Annotated in this window: 18 protein-coding genes, 2 pseudogenes and 1 riboswitch; of the genes and pseudogenes, 13 read left to right on the forward strand and 7 right to left on the reverse strand. The window is 62.7% G+C overall.

The genetic code is table 11. From position 1 onward, the window contains the following. The first annotated feature begins 240 nt into the window (after positions 1–240). Positions 241–954: an MgtC/SapB family protein gene (locus BUQ73_RS12555; RefSeq protein ID WP_079228217.1), complete on the forward strand. Its 714-nt coding sequence runs from the start codon at positions 241–243 to the stop codon at positions 952–954. Here BUQ73_RS12555 and dksA read toward each other — a convergent pair. Further along, entirely contained in the window at positions 951–1,358 is a 408-nt protein-coding gene (dksA, locus tag BUQ73_RS12560) for an RNA polymerase-binding protein DksA (RefSeq protein WP_079228218.1), read from the reverse strand. The two genes, BUQ73_RS12555 and dksA, sit on opposite strands and share 4 nt — an antisense overlap. Before the next feature lie 110 nt (positions 1,359–1,468). Between dksA and BUQ73_RS12565 the strand changes: the two genes are divergently transcribed. Beyond that, positions 1,469–1,975, forward strand: a complete 507-nt coding sequence (locus BUQ73_RS12565; protein WP_079228219.1) for a GNAT family N-acetyltransferase — start codon at positions 1,469–1,471, stop codon at positions 1,973–1,975. 17 nt (positions 1,976–1,992) lie between these two features. On the opposite strand, the gene BUQ73_RS12570 is transcribed toward BUQ73_RS12565, so the two are convergent. Continuing rightward, the gene (locus BUQ73_RS12570) at positions 1,993–2,973 is read right to left on the reverse strand and encodes a DNA-binding protein (protein WP_079228220.1); all 981 of its coding nucleotides are present in this window, start codon (positions 2,971–2,973) and stop codon (positions 1,993–1,995) included. Positions 2,974–3,304: 331 nt separating this feature from the next. Here BUQ73_RS12570 and BUQ73_RS12575 point away from each other — a divergent pair. The 5 genes and pseudogenes from BUQ73_RS12575 to BUQ73_RS12595 form a co-directional block, all read left to right on the forward strand. Continuing rightward, positions 3,305–3,675 (forward strand): annotated as a pseudogene (locus BUQ73_RS12575) (aromatic acid/H+ symport family MFS transporter); the annotation flags it as partial. A gap of 579 nt (positions 3,676–4,254) precedes the next feature. Beyond that, positions 4,255–4,497, forward strand: coding sequence for a hypothetical protein (locus BUQ73_RS12580; RefSeq protein ID WP_079228221.1), 243 nt, complete (start codon positions 4,255–4,257; stop codon positions 4,495–4,497). A 43-nt stretch (positions 4,498–4,540) separates the two neighbouring features. Further along, the gene (locus BUQ73_RS12585) at positions 4,541–4,807 is read left to right on the forward strand and encodes a DUF3077 domain-containing protein (RefSeq protein WP_079228222.1); all 267 of its coding nucleotides are present in this window, start codon (positions 4,541–4,543) and stop codon (positions 4,805–4,807) included. A gap of 111 nt (positions 4,808–4,918) precedes the next feature. Then, the gene (locus tag BUQ73_RS28950; protein ID WP_416171825.1) at positions 4,919–5,176 is read left to right on the forward strand and encodes a DUF3077 domain-containing protein; all 258 of its coding nucleotides are present in this window, start codon (positions 4,919–4,921) and stop codon (positions 5,174–5,176) included. 201 nt (positions 5,177–5,377) lie between these two features. Beyond that, positions 5,378–5,572: a hypothetical protein gene (locus BUQ73_RS12595; protein ID WP_079228224.1), complete on the forward strand. Its 195-nt coding sequence runs from the start codon at positions 5,378–5,380 to the stop codon at positions 5,570–5,572. A gap of 13 nt (positions 5,573–5,585) precedes the next feature. On the opposite strand, the gene tenA is transcribed toward BUQ73_RS12595, so the two are convergent. Then, positions 5,586–6,251: a thiaminase II gene (gene tenA / locus BUQ73_RS12600; RefSeq protein ID WP_079228225.1), complete on the reverse strand. Its 666-nt coding sequence runs from the start codon at positions 6,249–6,251 to the stop codon at positions 5,586–5,588. Next, the gene (locus BUQ73_RS12605) at positions 6,248–6,895 is read right to left on the reverse strand and encodes a TenA family protein (RefSeq protein WP_027917241.1); all 648 of its coding nucleotides are present in this window, start codon (positions 6,893–6,895) and stop codon (positions 6,248–6,250) included. The genes tenA and BUQ73_RS12605 overlap by 4 nt, the downstream gene beginning before the upstream one ends. Positions 6,896–6,974: 79 nt before the next feature. Beyond that, a riboswitch (TPP riboswitch) is annotated at positions 6,975–7,089 on the reverse strand. Positions 7,090–7,339: 250 nt separating this feature from the next. On the opposite strand from BUQ73_RS12605, the gene BUQ73_RS12610 reads away from it, so the two are divergent. From BUQ73_RS12610 to BUQ73_RS12630, 5 genes are all read left to right on the forward strand, one after another. Then, on the forward strand, positions 7,340–10,732 hold the full coding sequence (locus BUQ73_RS12610; RefSeq protein WP_079228226.1) for an Ig-like domain-containing protein: 3,393 nt from the start codon (positions 7,340–7,342) through the stop codon (positions 10,730–10,732). Between the two features lie 90 nt (positions 10,733–10,822). Beyond that, positions 10,823–11,809 carry an SCO family protein gene (locus BUQ73_RS12615; RefSeq protein WP_079228227.1) on the forward strand — a complete coding sequence of 329 codons (987 nt, stop codon included), beginning with the start codon at positions 10,823–10,825 and terminating at the stop codon, positions 11,807–11,809. 80 nt (positions 11,810–11,889) lie between these two features. Next, positions 11,890–14,217 (forward strand): EAL domain-containing protein, encoded by a 2,328-nt coding sequence (locus BUQ73_RS12620; RefSeq protein WP_079228228.1) that lies wholly within the window; start codon positions 11,890–11,892, stop codon positions 14,215–14,217. Continuing rightward, complete coding sequence (locus BUQ73_RS12625; protein ID WP_079228229.1) at positions 14,205–15,077, forward strand: phosphate/phosphite/phosphonate ABC transporter substrate-binding protein; 873 nt, start codon at positions 14,205–14,207, stop codon at positions 15,075–15,077. Before BUQ73_RS12620 ends, BUQ73_RS12625 begins: the two co-directional genes overlap by 13 nt. A gap of 121 nt (positions 15,078–15,198) precedes the next feature. Next, positions 15,199–16,179, forward strand: coding sequence for a site-specific integrase (locus BUQ73_RS12630; RefSeq protein WP_079228230.1), 981 nt, complete (start codon positions 15,199–15,201; stop codon positions 16,177–16,179). Here BUQ73_RS12630 and BUQ73_RS28635 read toward each other — a convergent pair. Together BUQ73_RS28635 and BUQ73_RS28640 are read right to left on the reverse strand one after the other, a co-directional pair. Further along, positions 16,169–17,278 carry an SMP-30/gluconolactonase/LRE family protein gene (locus BUQ73_RS28635; RefSeq protein ID WP_237772788.1) on the reverse strand — a complete coding sequence of 370 codons (1,110 nt, stop codon included), beginning with the start codon at positions 17,276–17,278 and terminating at the stop codon, positions 16,169–16,171. The genes BUQ73_RS12630 and BUQ73_RS28635 overlap by 11 nt on opposite strands. 24 nt (positions 17,279–17,302) lie before the next feature. Beyond that, positions 17,303–17,893: pseudogene (locus BUQ73_RS28640) on the reverse strand (SDR family NAD(P)-dependent oxidoreductase); the annotation flags it as partial. 154 nt (positions 17,894–18,047) lie between these two features. Here BUQ73_RS28640 and BUQ73_RS12640 point away from each other — a divergent pair. Continuing rightward, positions 18,048–19,064, forward strand: a complete 1,017-nt coding sequence (locus BUQ73_RS12640) for a LysR family transcriptional regulator (RefSeq protein ID WP_079228232.1) — start codon at positions 18,048–18,050, stop codon at positions 19,062–19,064. On the opposite strand, the gene BUQ73_RS12645 is transcribed toward BUQ73_RS12640, so the two are convergent. Next, positions 19,002–20,144 carry a glycerate kinase gene (locus BUQ73_RS12645; RefSeq protein ID WP_079228233.1) on the reverse strand — a complete coding sequence of 381 codons (1,143 nt, stop codon included), beginning with the start codon at positions 20,142–20,144 and terminating at the stop codon, positions 19,002–19,004. The genes BUQ73_RS12640 and BUQ73_RS12645 overlap by 63 nt on opposite strands. Positions 20,145–20,171: the final 27 nt, after the last annotated feature.

The following is a 20,171-nucleotide window of genomic DNA, read 5'->3' on the forward strand; positions in this document are numbered from 1 at the left end:
AGGTCCGCCCCGCAATTTCGCATCCCTTAACAGGAGTCCTGCTTTGGACAGTAGCCCCAGTCGCTTGCGACAGGCCCACACGGCGAACTAGTCCGGCAGTTGCCTGCCACTGTCTCGCCAATTAGCCAGACGGTGGATTTCCCCAGCCTTTGAAGGCTGTCCTCCTCTTTCCCTTTCGTGGTCCTGCGCATTTTCTGGTTATTCAACCGTGCGGGCGTGTGCCCGTGAAAGAGGTTTGCTATGGATTGGAAAGTCTTTCTGCTGCGCGTCGGCATTGCCCTGCTGCTGGGCGCCCTGATCGGTGCCGAGCGCCAACTGCGTCAGCGCCTGACCGGGCTGCGCACCAACGCGCTGGTCAGCACCGGTGCCTGCCTGTTCGTGCTGATGACCCAGGCAGTACCGGGCATGGCCCCTACCGACGCCTCCCGGGTTGCCGCTTACGTGGTGTCGGGTATCGGTTTTCTCGGGGGTGGGGTCATCATGCGTGACGGTTTCAATGTGCGCGGGCTGAACACCGCCGCGACCCTCTGGTGCACCGCTGCCGTCGGCGTGCTTTGCAGCCTCGGGCTGCTGCTGGAAGCGGCCCTGGGCAGCCTGATGGTGCTGTGTGCCAACATCCTGCTGCGCGACATCGCCCAGCGTCTCGATCGCCAGGAAGTCCTGCCGGCCAGCGAGGTCGAACAGCACTACGAAGTGCGCATCGTCTGCCGTGCCGAGGATGAAATCCAGGTACGCAGCCTGATGCTGCACAGCCTGGGCGACCCGCAACTGCGCCTGCAATCGCTGCACAGCGAGGACCTGGCCAACCCGGCACGCCTGGAAGTGCGCGCCGAACTGCTCGGCAACCCACAGGCCTCGGCGCAACTGGAACGCCTGGTCAGCCGGGTGAGCCTGGAAAAAGGCGTAAGTTCGGTACGCTGGCAGTTGCAGCCACAGGTACTGGCAGCGGACTAACGCTCATCGCGCAGGTGCCGCTCCTTCTGTTCCTGGCGCTCCTTGGCTTCGATGCACAACGTTGCCGTGGGGCGCAGCAGCAGGCGGCGCAGGCCAATCGGCTCACCGGTTTCCTCGCACCAGCCATATTCACCACGGGCCAGGCGCTCCAGCGCCTGGTCGATCTTGTCGAGCAGCTTCTTCTCCCGCTCCAGTGAGCGCAGCCGCCATTGCCTTTCTTCTTCCGCACTGCCGATGTCAGCCGGGTCGCTGTGCACTTCCTGTTCGCGCAGGGCCTGGAATTCCTCGTCGATGCGCGCTTGCAAGTCAAAGCGTTGGTCAAACAACAGCGTGCGGAAGAATTGCTGTTGTACCTCGTTCATGTAGGCTGCTGGAGCCTGGCGCAGCAGTTCGTCTTCAGTCATCAAGGCAGTCTCGCTTGGCTGGAAACAATAAATGTTACGTTATAACTATTGCATTGCAACCCCTGCGCTTCACTCGGCCGGCTAATGCCCACCCATGAAAGGACCAAACAATGCGCATACGCCCTGCTCTGCTTGCTGACATCCCACAACTGATTGCAGTCGAGCAGTCAGCCGCCCAGGCGTTCCTGCAGCTACCGGACCTTGCCTGGTTGGCCGCCGCCGAAGGGCTGGATGAAGGGGCGCACAACGCCTTCATCACCGCCAGTGGCTGCTGGGTGGCCGAGGATGATCAGGGGGACGCACTGGGTTTCGTGTGCCTGAGCCTTGAAGGCCAGGCGCTGCACATTCACGAGCTTTCGGTGCGGCTGCAGTCGCAGGGCCAAGGGATCGGCAGGCAACTGCTGGACCAGGCTTGTGCCGTGGCGCGGCATAGGGGTGCCCTGGAGCTGACCTTGACCACATTCACGCAAGTGCCCTGGAATGGCCCCTTCTATGCGAGGTACGGCTTCGAGGTCCTCAACCAACAGCAAATCGGGGCAAGGTTGCAGGGCATTCTGGCTACAGAGCGCGCGCATGGCCTGTCAGGGCGTTGTGCGATGCGCCTGCCGTTGGTGTGACGGTTACTACGCGAATTCTAAAGTGGCTGTTTTTGAGCCAGGCATACAGAGAGCGCTTCGTCGCGCTTGAGCAATTCATCCTGCAGATGCTGCAACTGCCTACCCTGCTCTGTGCAAATGGCGCGATTGTCTTCCAGGCTTTGCGCTTGCGCCTGCAATTGCCGGCGCATTTCATCGCTGGCGCCTTGTGCTTGCGCAAGGATTGTCCGCAAGCCCTGGATCTGCGCATCGCGCTGTTCCAGCAACTCGTCCTTGACCATGCATTCACTGTTGGCCTGCCGATGCTCGCCGAGCATTCGCTCGTTGTCGCGGTGCAGGCGGGTCAGCTCGTCCTGCTTGACGATCATGCCTTGCTGCAACTGGCGCAGCTCCACTTGCAACTGTTGAGTCTGCGCTTCGTGGCGGCGCTGGTCCTGCTCGCGCTGCTCGCGGCTGGCGCTGCGGTAATGCTCAAGCGCGTCACGGGCATGGCGGTGTTTGTCTTCCAGCGAGCGAACCTGCTCTTCCTTGTCGGCCAGGCGCACCTGCATTTCACCCAGTGACTGATTGAGGCTGGCGCTGCGCAACTGCTCGGTTTGCAGCGAGTTCTGTGCGGTCACCAGGCGTTCGGACTCGGCTGCCAGCGCAGCGGCCTGGATCTGCTGTTGCTGATGAGCGGCTGCCAGCGCCTGCTGCGCCAGTTGCAACTGAGCCTCGAGCTGTTCGCGTTGCTCATTGAACGCGGCTTCGGCCTGCTCGACCCGGGCATCGCCTTCTTCCTGCACCTGTGCGGCCAATTGCGACACCAGCCTGGTCAGCGAATCGCTGAGCGCAGCCTGGCCTTGCAGGGCGGCTGGCTTATGCCCTTCCAGTTCTTTCAGGTAGCGATGAATAGTGGTCTTTGAACCTGTATTGCCCAACTCGATACGTACTGCATCGATGCTGGGGTACTCCCCCCGGGCAATCAGCACTTGCCGCGCCTGCTGCACTACCGCCTTGTTGATACCGCCCCGGGCCATGTTTGCTCCTACGATTTCGTAACATGATACGTACTATGTAATTACGTAGGGATTTTGTTCCTATAGATAGGAAATTTCAAGTGAAATCTAAGGCTTAATAATCACGGCTTATCGCATGTGAATGATAAAAAAGTGCGCTTTGAGGATGTTGATCCGGGGGCTCAGTACGGTAGGCGCGCAAACAGCCCGATAAGCAGATTCGATATCTCATTAAGCATTTCCCAGAGGCGCTGGCTGCCGGGCACGCCTTACAGTCAGCTGCCGTCGAAATCCGGCGAGGTGGTTCTCCATCAGGACTACTCACCACTACAAGAACAAAAGGTGATCCCCCATGCTCAAGCCCACTGTCGACACCTGCGTCGACGTCAAAGACTGGATCGACAGCCGCCCTGTCTCGCCTTATCAGTGGCTGATCCTGTCACTGTGCTTTCTGATCGTGCTGTTCGATGGCTTCGACGTTGCTGTCATGGGCTTCATCGCCCCTTCGCTGATGCAGGACTGGGAGCTATCGCGTGCTGCATTCGGCCCGGTGATGAGCGCTGGCATGGTCGGCCTGGCACTTGGCGCACTCACCGCTGGGACCTACGCCGACCGCCTGGGGCGCGAGAAAGTGCTGCTGATGGCCGTTATGTTCACTGGCTTCAACATGGGCTCGGGGTTGGGCGGTTCCTCGCAGCCTGGTTGATCCTTCAGCACGGCTGGCCACGGTGCCCAGGTAGGCACGCGGCTCGTGCAGCGGCGCTGTCAGTTCGCTGCGTAGCAGACGGACGAAGGTGTCCTGAGCTGCTCACGGTTGCCTAGCCAGCGGCGCAGCAGGCTCACTATCCAGCTGTGGTGCGCTAGGTAGAGGTCTGCGATGGCGCCATGGTCTCGCTGGCTTGTTCATGCGAGTCAGTATCTCTTCTCGTACTGAGGCTAATGGCGTATGTGGAATTTTTGCTCCGAGAGTCCGCGATACACCTTGTTACGTCTAATGGCTAAAAAAATCAGATTTAGCCCCTTTCTTGTAGGGCATTTCCCAAAGATACTGCTGACAACCGTTTTTCGTTGCACATGATCAATGTGGATTCTAGTCTCGGCCAGTCGCTGCCAATTCAGCGATCGGTTTTGACAGACTGTAGACGTTGTCTTCATGTGCACACTTTTATGGTGGCTGTACGTGCGGGCACCCTCTGGTGCGCCGAGTGCCAACGTCTCGGTCTGTCAACCCGCGTACAGCTGCCACCTCATTGTTTGACAGCAAGGCCGTGGTAGCTCCACTTATCTACGTTGGAGTTCCGCATGCTCAAAATCGTCCCCGATCCACCTCACAATCTCCACTCCCTCGAAGACGCGTTGATGATGGCGGCTGACTACGCACTCTGTGCGGAAGTCGTCGCCCAGCAGGCGATGTTGATGCAGCCCAAATCCCCTGTGTCGATATTGATCATGACGTCAATGCACGAACTTGAAGCCCTGCGCAAATTGCTCGAATCGGTGCTGGTTCAAATTCAAAAACCAGCGGATCCGCAGATGGTGCAGTAATCCGCGCCAGCCCAGCCAGCTCCAACTTCAGGGAGATCAAACAATGACCATCGAAGAAAACAAGTTCACAGTCGGTAAAACCACCTTCTACCAAGGTGAAAACCAGAGCCACCCTCTCTTCCGCATCGAACCCGGCATCCCCTGCCAAAGCGCCCGTGAACAGGCATCGGAACTGATGGGCTACGCCCGCGACCTTTCCATCGACGGCCTGATGGAAGAAAAGCCCCAACTGATCTGGGCCTCACACTACCTCTGCGCCCTGGCAAAGGCTCTGCTCGACGATGCCGAACTGGGCATGATGAAAGACTGAAACCGAAACACACGCCCCAGTGGGAGCCGCGCTTGCCGGAGACGAGCTACAACGCGGTCCCTGCAATCCAAGCGCCTGAACCCTCAGGAGAACTCAAAAATGCCGCGAGACATGACATCTAACAGTGCGAGCGCCAACTATCTGAACCAATGCAACAAATCGTCCCAACGACTATTCACCGCTATCAACGAGTTACCCTCCACCCAAACTAGAGAACAGGCCTCGAAATTAATGGACTGTTCCCGCTACCTCAACCACACCGGCGTCATATTGGGTGACCACCGAAGGGTCGCAGCATCCCATCACCTCAATACAATGATATTTGCCCTGCTGGATGAACTTGAAGCCGGTAGCTCCCCGACGCCCTAGGTTTTATGCGTACGGGATAACCGAATGTACTAACTGCGAGAGCGAACATTCTCGAATATGCAACAGCGGCAATTCAGATGAAGATAGCTGCGTCTAGAGAACCACCCAAAACCTAGACCCAGATCGCTGGACTTCGCCTTTATCCACTGCCAAAGTAGGGGAAATCTCACGGACGAGCCCATAATCAAGCAAGGCGATTCTATGGCAATCGATTCTGGTCTGGTCCGCATCCTCCGTGCTTTCGCATCATTCAATCAACGCATTTTCTTGCGCCGCCTCAACAAGGAAGAGGTCAACCTCATCGACCACTTCCGCACCCTGCCTGAGCGCGACCGGATCGCCGTGCGATACATGTGCACGGCGATTCACAAGACTTCAATGGAAAAGCCCGAATGAAAGCAGCCTGGCCTCAGGCTGTGCCATCCAGCCCCATCTGCCAGAAATCAGCCTCCAGCCGCGAAGCCTGGCCAAAGATCTGTGCCAGCTCCACAAACCGCTGCTCGGTCATGCTCCGCGCCGCCAGTTCATCCAGGTGCTTGCGCGCCGCTGCCGCCACACCCTGATAAGCCTCGCCGGCGTACTCGCCAATCCACTCCCGGTACGGGTGGTCGCTCAAGTCCCCGATGCGCTCTGCCAACGTGCGGCCGATCTCGGCGTACCCGATCACGCACGGCGCCAACGCCGCATGCAGTTCAAGCAAATCACCTGCCGCGCCACAGTCGAGCACGTACCGGGTGTAAGCCACGGTCGCCTGGTGTTCCGGTGCCGCCTGGATGTCGGCCTGCGACAACCCCCAGCGCGCGCACAAGCGCAGGTGTAGCTCGGTCTCGTCGAGAATCGCCGCCAGGCCCGCCTGGGCAGCGCGGATATCCGCCGGCAGGCGGCTCTTGTAGGCGGCCAGTGCCCAGGCGCGGGCGAACTGGATGAGGAACAGGTAGTCCTGGATCAGGTAAGTACGGAAGGCTTCCTCCGGCAGCGTGCCCTCGCCCATCTGCCGCACGAAGTCGTGGTCGACATAGCTGCTCCACTGCCCGGAGGTAGCGGCCTTCAAGCGCTCGAAAATATCCATGCTCAAGCCTCCTCGGTGTAGACGGCGTCGAAGAAGGCAAGCTCCAGCGCCACGGTGCGGGCGTAGAAATCACTGGCCAATGCCGCTTCCTGTGGGCCGACCCTGTCCAGCTCGGCCTTCAGGAAGGCCACAAAATCGCAGAATGCCGGGTTGTCGTGCAGGGTGATCCATTCGGCGTAGACGAAGTTGGCAGGCAACGGCTTGGGGGCCTTGAGGGCCCAGTCCAGATACAGGCCTTCGGCAACGTTGAGCACGGCCAGTGCGGCAGCATAGGAACGGGTAGCGGCGGCCTCGCGCATGATGGCCTTGAAGCCGGCGGTAGGTGCAGTGTCTGCGGGCTCGGTGCGTTGCGCCGGGCTGACATCCAGGGCCTCGAACGCACGCAGGAAATAGGTGTTTTCGTCGCTGGAGATCATCCCTGCGAAGCGGCCGAAGCGCAGGCGGGCCTCAAAGGTGTCGGCCGTGGCGATCGCGGCGCCGAGCAAGGTCAGGAAGCTGTCGAGAAAGCGGTGGTCCTGGACCAGGTAGCGGACCATGATCGGGTCGGCCACGCTGCCCGCGCAAAGTTCGGTGACGAAGCGGTGGCCGACGGCGGCCGACCAGGTCGGTTGGTTCTGGCGTTGCAGGGTTTCGCTGAAGCGTTCGGTCATGGTGCTGCCCCCCTTGGGCATGACAGCGAGACCGTAGCGGCTGGGCATGATGTGGCCTCGCAATGAGGCCGGCAAAAAGGCAGGTCGGCAGTCCCATCCCTTCGCCGGCATGATCCGGATCAGGTTCGAAGGGTCACCGCGCTGCAGCTGCCAGCGGTTTCTCAGCCCGTTGCCGGGCTCCCCTTGGTGGGCAACAGGTATACAGCCCCAATCACCAATTGTCACCATTCCCATCACCGGAGTTGGGCCAGCCCTGCCCAGTTTCGGGGGCCTACACCCGGTCGTTGACACCCCATTATTTAGCGCGCCTCAGGCGCCACAAGGATTTGTATAACAAAGCATTACAGAAACGTCTGTTGGCACAGCCGTTGCTCAGGCCTTGAAAACCCGGCAATACGCCATTGATGGCCCATAGCCATTTAGCCGTGAGCGAGGCACCAGGCAATGAAAAACCCTGCCGTGATCCACCCCAACAGCCACGCCTTCAAATTGTCCGCCGTGACCGCGCTGATGCTCAGCCTCGGGCTGATCTCAGCCATGGCCTCCTCGCTGGATGATGTCAGCCAGCCACCGCCGACGGACCCGTCGCATTACGATGACCAACCGGCCGACCCAACCCCGGCGCTGCTCAACCTGTTCACCTTGCCCGAGGCCAACGAAGGATCGCTGGAACTGCAAAACGGGGTCTACGGCACTCGCGCGACCAACCGCGCCGACAACGTGCTGCCGCCTGCCTTGCAGACGTCACGCAATTACCCTACCAACGGCAAGCCGAGCCCGTTGTTCGGCGCCCAACCGTTCACCCAGCAACTGCTGCTGTTCGAGGAATTCGGCCCGGAGAAACTCGACCCCAACCTGCCACCGCCTACCCTGGCCTTCCCGGTCCCCACGCTGGGCGCAGCCCCTGCGCAAGACCCTGACGTGGTGGCCCGCAGCAGCCCCAACGGCAACGCCCTGGAAGCCTTCCTCAAGCAACCGGGCCTGTACCCGTTCCCGACCCAGTACGCCAACACCCTCGACCGCAACCCGTGGAAGGCGCAGATCGAGCTGTTCCTCAACCGCAACTCGGTCGGCTCGCCGGCAGAAGGCCGGCCGCCAGGAAAAGGCTGGTCGCACCAGCGCTGGAACGAGTTCTACCCCCAGGCGGCGTTCAAGACGGCGCAGGCCGGTGCACGCATCAACCAGGGGCTGCGTGACCGCAAGCAACTGCACAACTACGCCGCTGGCGAGTTCGCGCCGGGCGGGCTGTACTACCAGACCTCGGACATCCCGACCACCCTCGGCACCACCAAGGGCATCGACACTCGCTTCCACCCGAACTTCCCGCTGCAGAACCACAAATCGCTGTGGACCTTCGACGGCACCTTCCCGCCGAAGCTGCTGATGGTCCGCTATGGCCAGCCGGTGCTGATGCGCCACTACAACGCGCTGCCGATCGACCCGGCGGCCAACGCAGGCTTCGGCCTGCACACCATTTCCACCCACGAGCACAACGGTCACTCGCCTGCCGAAAGCGATGGTTTCGCCAACGCCTACTTCTTCCCTGGCCAGTACTATGACTACCGCTGGCCAATCCAGTTGGCGGGCTACGACACCATCAACACCCGTGCCGAAGACCCACGTGCCGCCTTCCCCTGCTCGCCGGGTGAAACCCTGTTCGTCAACGATGCCAACCCAGGGCTGAAGACCTGCGAGAACGGCAGCATCAAGATTCGTGGCGACTGGCACGAAACCATGAGTACCCACTGGTTCCACGACCACATGATGGATTTCACGGCGCAGAACGTCTACAAGGGCAATGCCGTGATGATGAACTACTACAGCGCCATCGACCGCGGCAACGAAGCACTGCAGGACGGCGTCAACCTGCGCTTCCCGAGCGGCTCGGCCATGCCGTGGGGCAACCGCGATTACGACGTCAACCTGGTAATCGCCGACAAGGCCTGGGATCAGAACGGCCAGCTGTGGTTCAACCCGTTCAACACCGACGGTTTCCTCGGTGACCAGGTGCTGGTCAACTGGCAGTACCAGCCCAAGCTCAAGGTGCGCGCGCGCAGCTACCGCTTCCGTATCCTCAATGGCTCGGTGTCGCGCTACTTCAAGTTTGCCGTGGTCCGCGAAGTGGCTGGCAACGGTGGCGAGTTCAAGGGCCCATCCGGCTCCAACGTGTCTTACGCCCGTGTGCCATTCCACATGATCGCCAACGACGGCAACATCATGGAACACGCCGTGCCGTTCGACGGCACCATGGACCTCAACGGCGACGGCAAGACCGACGACAACAACGGCATCCTGCCACTGCAAGGTATCGCCGAGCGTTACGACATCATCATCAACTTCGCCAAGAATGGCATCAAGGTCGGCGACAAGTTGTACTTCGTCAACATCATGGAGCATGAGACCGGCAAGGGCCCGAAACAGCCCATCTCACTGGCCGACGTGCTGTCCGAGAAGTACAAGGCGGTGATCAAGCAGACCAGCAATGGGCCTGAATGGGACAAAGGCGACCCAGTGGTCGGCAAGTTCATGCAACTGGTCGTACAGCCCTACAGCGGTACCGACGTCAGCATGGACCCGAGTGCCTATGAACCGGCCAAGCCGGGCAAGGCTGAAGGCCTGAAGATGATCCCGCTGACCATCGACCGCAATGCCGTGGCCGACCAGGCCAGGATCAAGGCCGCGCGGCACCGCGAGTTCACCTTCGGCCGCTCCGACGGTACCGACACCACCCCCTGGACCATCAAGACCGACGGTGGCTTCGGCTACAGCATGGACCCACGGCGCATCTCCGCCGCCCCGCAGCTGGCCAGCGAAGCAACCCAAGGTGGCTTCAGTGGCGACGGCACCCTGGAAGTCTGGAAGATCAAGAACGGCGGCAGCGGCTGGAGCCACCCGGTGCATGTGCACTTCGAGGAAGGCGTGGTCCTCAGCCGTGACGGCAAGGCCCCGCCGGAATGGGAAAAATGGGCGCGCAAGGACGTCTACCGCATCGGCCCGGATGCCGACTCCTCGAGCGAAGTGGAAATGGCCATTCACTTCCGTGAGTTCGCCGGTACCTACATGGAGCACTGCCACAACACCCAGCACGAAGACAACTCGATGCTGCTGCGCTGGGACATCGAACACCCGGGGCAATTCCAGGTGATGCCGACTCCACTGCCGGGTTGGGATGGCGTGCAATACATGGCCTCGGTGGGCCTGCCGACCTTCCGTACTGCCAGCAACAACAGCACGGACCCGGCCAACAAGCCGCCGGTAGCGGTGAACGACAGCGCCGCGACCACGGCGGGCAAACCGATCGTGATCAACGTACTGGCCAACGACACCGACCCTGAAGGCAACCTGCCGCTTACCGTCAAGGGCCTCAGCCAGCCGGATTCGGGCAAGGGCTCGGTCAGTACCGACGGCACCACCGTGACCTACACGCCACCGGCAACGGTCGACACCCCGTTCACCGCCAGCTTCAACTACACGGCGCGGGACGCCAAGGGCGCCGATTCGCTGAACCAGGCCACGGTCAGTGTCGCAGTGGGCCCCGCTGTGGTGGCGGACCAGATCGAGGTCAGCAGTGCCGTGGTGCAGGTGCGCAGCAACAACCGCTACACCTGGGACATTTCCGGCACCACCTCGGTGGCCAGCGGCAACAGCATCACGGTGACCGCAGCCACCACCGGTGGCCCGCTGAACCTGGGTACGGCGACGCTGACGGCGGCATCCAGCGGAGCGCGCTGGCGGTTGTCGGTGAGCACCACCGGCAACGGCCCGACGACACCGGCGACGATCACCGTGAAGTCGGCACTGGGCCAGAGCGTGACGGCGCCAATCAGCATCAAGTGATACGCGTCGCAATGGGGCCGCTTTGCGGCCCTTTCGCGACACAAGGCCGCTCCTACAGCGGCCCTCACCGCAACTCAGAGGACGTAAATCATGGCTCTGTCATGGCGTGTTCTACTTGCCCTCACCCTCTTCGCCGCCGGTACTCACTACTGGCCGATCAAGCCAGCACAGTCGGCACCCTCGGTCGAGGCCACCACACCGTGGGGCGCCAACTACTTCCCCAACACCCCGCTGGTGACCCAGGACGGAAAGAAGGTGCGGTTCTTCGACGACCTGATCAAGGACAAGGTGGTGGCGATCAACTTCATCTTCACCGGCTGCTCCGACTCCTGCCCGGTGGAAACCGCCCGCCTGCGCCAGGTACAGAAAATCCTCGGTGACCGGATCGGCAAGGACATTTTCCTCTACTCGATCAGCATCGACCCTTACAACGACACCCCCGCCACCCTCAAGCGCTACGCCGAGAAATTCGGCATCGGCCCCGGCTGGACCCTGCTCACCGGCGAACCAGACGATATCGAACAGCTGCGCCGGCGCCTGGGCCTGTATATCGAAGGCCTGGAAAACGGCCGTTCCAAGGACCACAACCTGAGCCTGATCATCGGCAACCAGGCCACTGGCCGCTGGATGAAGGCCTCGCCCTTCGAAAGCCCGTACATCCTCGCCGACCGCCTGGGCAACAGCCTGCACAACTGGAAACAGGCCAGCGACATGGCGAACGACTACGCCAGTGCACCGGAAATTCGCCCGCCCAGCAGTGGCGAACAGATTTTCCGTACCCGCTGTTCCTCCTGCCACACCGTGGGCAACACCGAGCCCGGCCAACCCGGCATCGGCCCCGACCTGCTTGGCGTGACCCAGCAACGCGACCCCAGCTGGCTGATACGTTGGCTGAAAGAGCCGGACCAGATGCTGGCCGAGAAGGAGCCGCTGGCCACCCTGCTCTACGAACAGTACAACCGCCTGGCCATGCCCAACATGCGCCTGGGCGATACCGAGGTCACTGCGCTGATCACTTACCTGCAGGAAGAAACTTCACGCATACAGGCGCCCCTGGCTGACCGGGGAAAACCTTAGAGGCAATTAGCCACCAGTCATGAGGCTGTCATCTTTCTGTCGTATTTTTCGACCATCACCCAGGGTCGGGAATACCAGCAGTGATACGCCGTTCTCTCTCCTCCACAGGCCTCCTGCGCCTGTTGATCCTGATGCTCTGTGCAGCCACCCTGACCTTCCTCTGGGGGCTGCACGTCACCCAGAAAGCTGCCTCGCGCCAGGATGCGCTGGCGGCCAAGGCGGCCGAGCACCTGAACCTGGCCAGTATCGTTGCCGAGAGCCTGCGCCAGCTGGTCGACCGCGCCCAGGCCGTGGGCCGGGTGACCCAGGACGACATGAAGTCGCTGCGCCAGGGCAGCCTGAGCCTGGCCAGGCTGCTGGCCGAAGACCCGGTGTTCAAGCGCATGAGCCTGTACGACCGTCAGGGCCGGCTACTTTCCACCAGCCACAGCGATGAACCTGCAACACTGCCAAGCGACTGGCTGAAGCAATTGCAGGTGCATGTTGCCCACTATGGCTTCAAACCTTTCCTGCCGCGAGTCACACCAGACACCTCGGCGCCAACCATGCCCAACTGGCGCCTGCCATTCCTGCTGCCGTTGACCGACCTGCCAGGCCGCGAGATCGACAACATTCTCGTGGTGCAGCTCGATATCGGCTACCTGGCGGTGCTGTTCCAGCACATCGACCTCGGCCACAGCGGCCTGATGCGCCTGCTCCAGGACGATGGCCAGGAGCGCCTGCGCATCGACACCAGTGGCGTGGTGGTAGCAGGCGACAGCTTCGAGCCGGACATGGCTGATGCCGACGACGCCGCTGGGCAGTTGACCCAGTACGCTGCCGGGGTGCCTTACCAAAGCCTGTACCGGCGCGTGCCTGAGCGCGGCTTCAGCGTGGTGGTCAGCCAGCGCTATGACGAGATTCTTGCCCCTTCCGCGCTGGCCTTTTCGCGGCAGTTCTGGCTGAACCTGAGCATGACCCTGATGATCCTCGCCAGCCTGGCCTGGACTTTGCGCCTGCTGCGCAAGCGCCAGGAGGCGTTCTGCGCCCTGGAGCACGCACAGCAGGTCAACCAGCAATTGATCGGCCGCCTGGAGGACGAACACCGGCGCAGCAGCCACGCCGCCGCCACTGACCACCTCAGCGGCCTGCACAACCGCCGCCAGTTCGTCGAAGTCGCCGGGCAGGCGCTGACCCGGCAGCGCGGCAAGCGCCGCTTGATGGCGATCCTGTTCATCGACATGGACCGTTTCAAGTCGATCAACGACTCGCTCGGGCACAAGATTGGCGACCTCCTGCTGCAGGCCGTGGCCGGGCGCATCCAGCGTCTGCTCGAGCCTGGCGACGAAGCTTCACGCTTTGGCGGTGACGAATTCGTGGTGCTGCTGGCCGGCGAACGCAGCGAGGCACAGATCAACAGCTGGGTACACACGCTGGTGCAGAAGCTCTCGGCCACTTATGCCCTCGACGGCCAGGAGGTCAACACCAGCCCCAGTGTCGGCGTCAGCATCTGCCCGCGAGATGGCCAGGACATCGACAGCCTGATCCGCTGCGCCGATGCCGCCATGTACTCGGCGAAACAGGCCGGCCGTGCCCAGTACCGCTTCTTCGACCCCTCGCTGAACCTTTCCGACATCCAGGCCTTCACCCTTGAACAGGCCTTCGGCACGGCCCTGACCGAGCGCCAGTTCGTGCTGCACTACCAGCCACAGATCCGCCTCGATAGCCACCGTGTACTGGGCTATGAAGCCCTGGTGCGGTGGGATCACCCCGAATTCGGGCTGCTTTACCCGGACCGTTTCATCGGCCTGGCCGAACGCAGCGGTTTCATCATCGAGCTGGGCTGGGAAGTGTTGCGCCTGGCCTGCGAAGAACTGGCGCGCTGGGATGCTCAGGGCCGAGAGGCACGCCTGGCCGTCAATGTCTCGGCCATGCAGTTGCGCCAGGCCGACTTCAGCACCCGCCTGCTGGCCAAGCTGCAGCTGTACGGCATCAACCCACAGCGCCTGGAGCTGGAGATCACCGAAACCACCATCCTCGACCCCGAAGGCACAGCTGTCGATCACCTGCATCGCCTGCGCGCCGCCGGCCTGGGCATCAGCCTGGACGACTTCGGCCGTGGCTATGCGGGCTTCGCGCACCTGCAGTCACTACCGCTGAGCAAGCTGAAGATCGACCGCTCGCTGATCGCACCGCTGTCCAACAGCTACGACGACAGCCCGATCGTGTCCTCGACCATCATCCTGGCCAAGCGCCTGGGCCTGGAAGTGGTAGCCGAAGGCGTCGAAACCCGCGAGCAAGTGGTGTGCCTGAAGCTCGCCGGCTGCGATATCGCCCAGGGCTACCACTTCAGCCGGCCGCTGTCGCCAGCGCAGTTGCTTGAGTACCCGCCCTTCAACGGTATCGAGGAAAAGCCATGCGTATTGTGAAGAGCCTCGCCGGGCTGTTGCTGGGTAGTCTGTTGGCCAACACCGCGCTGGCCGATTGCACGCCACGCAGCCTGCGCCTGGCGGTGATCCCGATCAAGAGCAGCGAAGACATGGTCCGCGAACACCAACCGCTGCTGCAACGCCTGAGCCAGGCCGCTGGTGTGCCGGTGGAACTGGTGATTGCCGCCTCATACGAAGGTGTGGTCGATGCCATCGTCTCTGGCGGCGCCGATATCGCCCGGCTTGGGCCAGCGTCCTATGTGCTGGCCAACCGTCGCGCCCCCGGAATCGAGCCCTTCGCGACCTTCACCTTGAGTGCGGGCCCTTACACACCAGCCGGCAGCCATTACCAGGCACTGCTACTGACTCGTGGCGACAGGTTCGCAGACATCGAGCAACTGCGTGGCAAGCGCGTGGCCCTGAGCGACCCGGCCAGCACCTCGGGCAGCCTGGTGCCGAGCGTCGAGTTCCCGGCTGAAGTCGGCTCGCCCCTGCCGCAGTTCTTCGGCGCGCTGGTGTATGCCGGGACCCATGACAAGGCACTGGAAGCGCTGCTCGATGGCCGCGTGGATGCCGCCTTCGTCGCCAGCGAGCGGGCCGATGCCTACCTGGCGCGGCATGCCCTGAGCCCCGCTGCGCTCAAGGTGCAATGGCGCTCGCGGCCGATCTACTACGATCCCTATGTGTTCAGTGCCAGCCTGTGCCCGGCATTGAAGCAACGCATTCGCGCAGCGATGCTGGATGACCCCGACGCACTGGCAGCCTTTGTCGCCTCCCAGGATGCCAGCGGGCTGGTGCCGGTGAGCAAGGCCGAATATGCGCCGCTGCGGCGCATGATGGATGCCTCGTTGCCCCGCTGATCCAGTTTCCCCTACCCCGGCCTCTTCGCGGCTAAAGCCGCTCCGACAGGGTATGCGCAGTCCTTGTAGGAGCGGCTTTAGCCGCGAAGAGGCCGGGACAGGCGAACCAATTAGCTTTATCGTGTCACTGTCTCTCGCCAACCTGCCAACCATGACCGACATCGAGCGCTACGTCCGCGCCGCCACCCGCGACAACACCCGGCGCAGTTACCAGGCCGCCATCGAACACTTCGAGGCCCATTGGGGCGGGTTCCTGCCAGCCACGGCCGACAGCATCGCCCGCTATCTGGCCGACCACGCCGAACAGCATGCCGTCAGCACCCTGCGCCAACGCCTTGCCGCACTCAGCCAATGGCACATCAGCCAGGGTTTCCCCGACCCGACCAAGGCGCCGCTGGTGCGCCAGGTACTGCGCGGCATCCGCACCCTGCACCCGACGCCCCCGCGCCAGGCCGCCCCGCTATTGCTGCAGCACCTGCAAGCGGCCGTCGAACGCTTCGAGGCAGAAGCCACCCAGGCCCGCGCGTGCCACGACCTGCCAGCCCTGCGCCGTGCCCGGCGCGACACCGCCTTGCTGTTGCTGGGCTTCTGGCGCGGCTTTCGCGGCGATGAACTGGCGCGCCTGCGCGTGGAGCACATCCAGGCCGAGGCCGGCGTCGGCATTACTCTGTTTCTGCCGCGCAGCAAGGGCGACCGCGAAGCATTGGGCGTGCAGCACCGCACCCCGGCGCTGAAGACGCTGTGCCCGGTCAATGCGTATCTGCAGTGGCTCGAAGTGGCTGGCATCGCCCACGGGCCGGTATTTCGCAAGCTCGACCGCTGGGGCAACCTCAGTGACATGCCGCTCAACAGCAACAGCCTGGTCGGCCTGCTGCGGCGGATGCTGGAACGTGCCGGCGTGCCCGCTGCGCTGTACACCGGCCATTCCCTGCGCCGCGGCTTTGCCACCTGGGCAACCGCCAATGGCTGGGAGCTGAAGGCACTGATGAGCTACGTAGGCTGGAAAGACGCCAAGTCGGCATTGCGCTACATCGATGCTGCGCAACGCTTTGGCGAACTGGCGGTGTTACCGCCCAGCCAGGGACAGGCGCTCATTCCTTGAAGGCATAGCGGGCGATGCCACCCACCTCGGGGCGGATCGCGTAGAGGTCGCCGGCATCCGGGTAATGCCGCAACTGCGCCGGCGCCATGCCGACGCGCGCGGTAGTGATATACAGGGTATCCAGGTTCTCGCCACCAAAGCAGCAACTGGTCGGGCGTGGCACCGGCATCAACACCTGATCGACCAGGTGGCCATTGCGGTCGTAATGCAGCAGGCAGCTGCCATTGAACTGGCACACCCACAACCCGCCTTCGCGGTCCAGCGCGATACCGTCTGGCCGGCCCAGCTCGGCAGGCGTCTCGGCAAACAGGCTGACCTGCTCAAGCCGCCCTTCTGCCAGGTACTCGGCGCGGTAGATCTTGCACTCGACAGAGTCGACGAAGAACAGCGTCTGGCCATCGGCCGACCAGGCCAAACCATTGGGCAATGCCAGGCCGCAATGGATCACTTCGTCATTGAGCTCGCCATCGAAGCGGAACAGCGCCCCGGTCTTGCCGCTCGGGGCTTCGTCCATCAGGCCGGTGACAAAACGCCCCTGCGGGTCGCAGGCGCCATCGTTGAAGCGATAGGTCGAGCGCGGATGCACGGGTACCGAGTACTGGCGAATGCGCCCGGAAGCAAGGTCGAGCAGCACGGCACTGGCGTCTTCGGTGAAGATCAGGTTGCCGCGATCGGTCAGTGCCAGGGCGCCAATGCGTGCAGCCGACTCATACAGCCGCTCCACCTCGCCATTGGGCAGCAACCGATTGATACGCCCGCCGGTGATATCAACGAAGTACAACGCCCCTGTTTGCGCGTCCCAGACCGGGCTCTCACCAAGGTCGGTGCGGGTATTGGCAACCTTCACCGGTACGTAGTGGCATTCCTTGATGCGGCTCCAGCGTGCGGCCACCTCGGCCAGGCTCGAAGCCTGGACCCGCGCCAGGTCACGCGGGTAACTGACCCCGCTGTTCTCGTTGAAACGTGTAGCAGTGAACTGGCCGTTGCTGGCCCGCAGGATATAGCCGGTGTCGTGGCACAGGCCACTGGCAAGGTACAGCACCCCTGGCGTGACCCATTCGGGCTTGAGCTCTTCCGGTGCCTGGCTGACCCCCCACATGCGGGTCTTGGCCACGGGCGAGATGGCGTTGACCAGAATGCCGTGCTCCTGCCCTTCCATGCTCAGCGCATTCATGATGCCGACCTGGGCCATCTTGCCCGCCGCATAGGCGACCAGCCCCGGTTGCGCATAACGCTGGTACAGGGCACGGTCGGATGTGGTCAGGACGATGCGTGGTGCCGCTGAGCGTTTCAGGTGCGGCCAGGCATGCTTGGCCAGCCACACCGGCGCATGCACGCTGATGCCCAGGGCCCGGTCGAGAAATGCCTGTTCCTGAATCTCGATGCCCTGATAGTCCACCCAACCGGCGTTGTGAATGAGGATGTCCAACGCGCCGAAGCGTTCGATGGCCAGTTCCACCAGCTGCCGGCAGGCGTCTTCATTTTCCAGTTGGCCGATGTGCCCGGCAACGTCGAAGCCTCTGGCCCGCAAGGTTGCGAGTGCAGTGCTGACGGTCGTAGGGTCCTGCCCTTCACCTGAGCGATCGGTGCCCAGGTCACTGATGACGACCCGGGCACCACGGGCTGCAAGTGCCGTGGCGTAGTCCAGGCCAAGGCCCTGGGCAGCGCCCGTGACGATGGCGACCTTGCCCTTGAATGGGTCTGTAATTGGCATTGTAGAGCCCTTCCGATTCTCCTTTTTACGATAACAACAAAAAAATCAATGACTTAATATTAAAAGCATGCAACTTTGATATCTCTGAGATATCACTGTCCATTGGCACCGGCCAGACTCGACCTCGACGAAGGAACATGGAAAGGAACATGCAATGATCGAGACACGCTTGCTCAGGCAGTTCATTGCCGTCGCCGAGGAGCTGCATTTTCACAAGGCGGCCCTGCGCCTGCACATGGCGCAACCGCCCCTGAGCCAGGCGATCAGCCGGCTGGAAGAGAAGCTGGGGTTCAGCTTGTTCCTGCGCAACAAACGGGCGGTCAAGCTCACCGCCGCCGGCGCCGCGTTTCTGGAAACGGCCTACCGCACGCTCAAGGAACTGGAGCAAGGTATCGAGTACGCGCGCAACGTGTCGCAAGGTATCAGCGGCAAACTGACCATCACCGCCATTTCCATCGCCTATTACGAGTCGCTGCTCAGCACCCTGAAGAAGTTTCGCGAGGTCTACCCGAACGTGCGCCTGACCATTCGCGAAATGCCCTCGGCTTCCCAGGCCAAGGCATTGATGGCGGGTGAAGCGGATGTCGGTTTCATGCGCAAGCTGCCCGTATCGTCAGACACCCTCGAATCCCGCCTGATACTCAGCGAGCAGATCGTCATGGCCTTGCCGGCCAATCACCCCTGTGCGCGGCAGCCCGCGGTCGACCTGCGCGATTTTGCCGAAGCGGATTTCGTCTTCACCCCACAGGCGCTGGGCAGCGGCTATCACGGCCAACTGATCGCCTTGTGCGAGTCGGCCGGCTTCCACCCCCGGATCGTCCAGGAGGCCGCGCAGATCCACACCCTGGTGGGGCTGGTGGCATGCGGCTTCGGCGTCGCCCTGGTTCCGGAATCGATTGCCTACTCGACGCTGCGCGACCGCGTGCAGTTCCGCCCGATCCGGCCGATCAAGGGCCAGCCCACGCCGACCATGGGCCTGTACATGAACTGGAATACCGAGAATACCTCGCCGGCCTTGGGCAGCTTCATTGCCATGCTCGAGCAGGGTTCGCCGCAGCGCTTTGCCGACACCCTGCAAAGCCCGGTAATGCTTGAAGATTGCAGCGTATCAGCGCTGCTGCCTGGCGCATTGCCAGACACGGGCGATATCGCTGGCACGGTCCTGCAATAGCTGCGCAGCATTCGCGCACGCCTGCTCGAGGGTCATCGGCCCGTTGGCCAGGGCGAAGGCCGCGTCGATGCCATGGGCATAAAGCTGTTGGTAGCCTTCGCCCAAGGTCCCCGCCAGCACCACCACCGGCACCCCGTGGCGCTTGGCCACCCGCGCGACCCCCATGGGGGTTTTGCCGCGCAAGGTCTGGGCGTCGAAGCGCCCTTCACCGGTAATCACCAGGTCAGCGCCTTGCACCAACGCGTCCAGGCCGGCCAGCTCGGCGACCACTTCCACGCCTGGGCGAAAGCGCGCACCCATGAAGGCCTTGGCGGCAAAGCCCATGCCCCCTGCCGCACCGCAACCCGGGAAGTCGCGTACGTCTTCACCCAGCAACTGCGCACAGTGGTCGGCAAAATGGCCGAGGGCCTGGTCCAGTGCCTGCACCTGCTCGGGGGTGGCGCCCTTCTGGGGGCCGAAGATCGCCGAGGCGCCATTGGCGCCACACAGCGGGTTGTCGACATCGGCCGCCACCTCGACCTGCACCTCGGCCAGGCGTGGGTCCAGGCCACTGGCGTCGATACGGGCCAGCCGCGCCAAGGCCAGGCCGCCCTCTTCCAGCGCTTGCCCATCAGTATCCAGCAAGCGCAGGCCCAGGGCGCGCAGCATGCCGCTGCCGCCGTCGTTGGTGGCACTGCCGCCAATGGCCAAAACGATACGTTGCGCCCCGGCTGCCAGCGCGGCGGCAATCAGCTCGCCCGTGCCCCAGGTGCTGCTGCGGCAGGCATCGCGCTGGCCGCTGGGGACCAGCTGGATACCGCTGGCCTGGGCCATCTCGATCACCGCAGTGCGGCTTTCAGCAAGCCAGCCCCAGCCGGCCTCCACGCTTTGCCCCAACGGCCCACGCACGGTCTGGCGGCGCAGCTCGCCATGGCTGGCAGCGACGATCGCCTCCATGGTGCCCTCACCGCCATCGGCCATCGGGCATTCGACCAGTTCGGCAACGGGCAACGCGTCGGCCAGGCCAAGGGCGATGGCACGGGCAACACCGGCAGCGTCGAGGCTGTCCTTGAACGAATCGGGGGCGATGACGATTTTCATGGGGATTCTCCTGTCCTGATGACTGGC

The organism is Pseudomonas putida (assembly GCF_002025705.1).
Lineage (GTDB): Bacteria > Pseudomonadota > Gammaproteobacteria > Pseudomonadales > Pseudomonadaceae > Aquipseudomonas > Aquipseudomonas putida_J.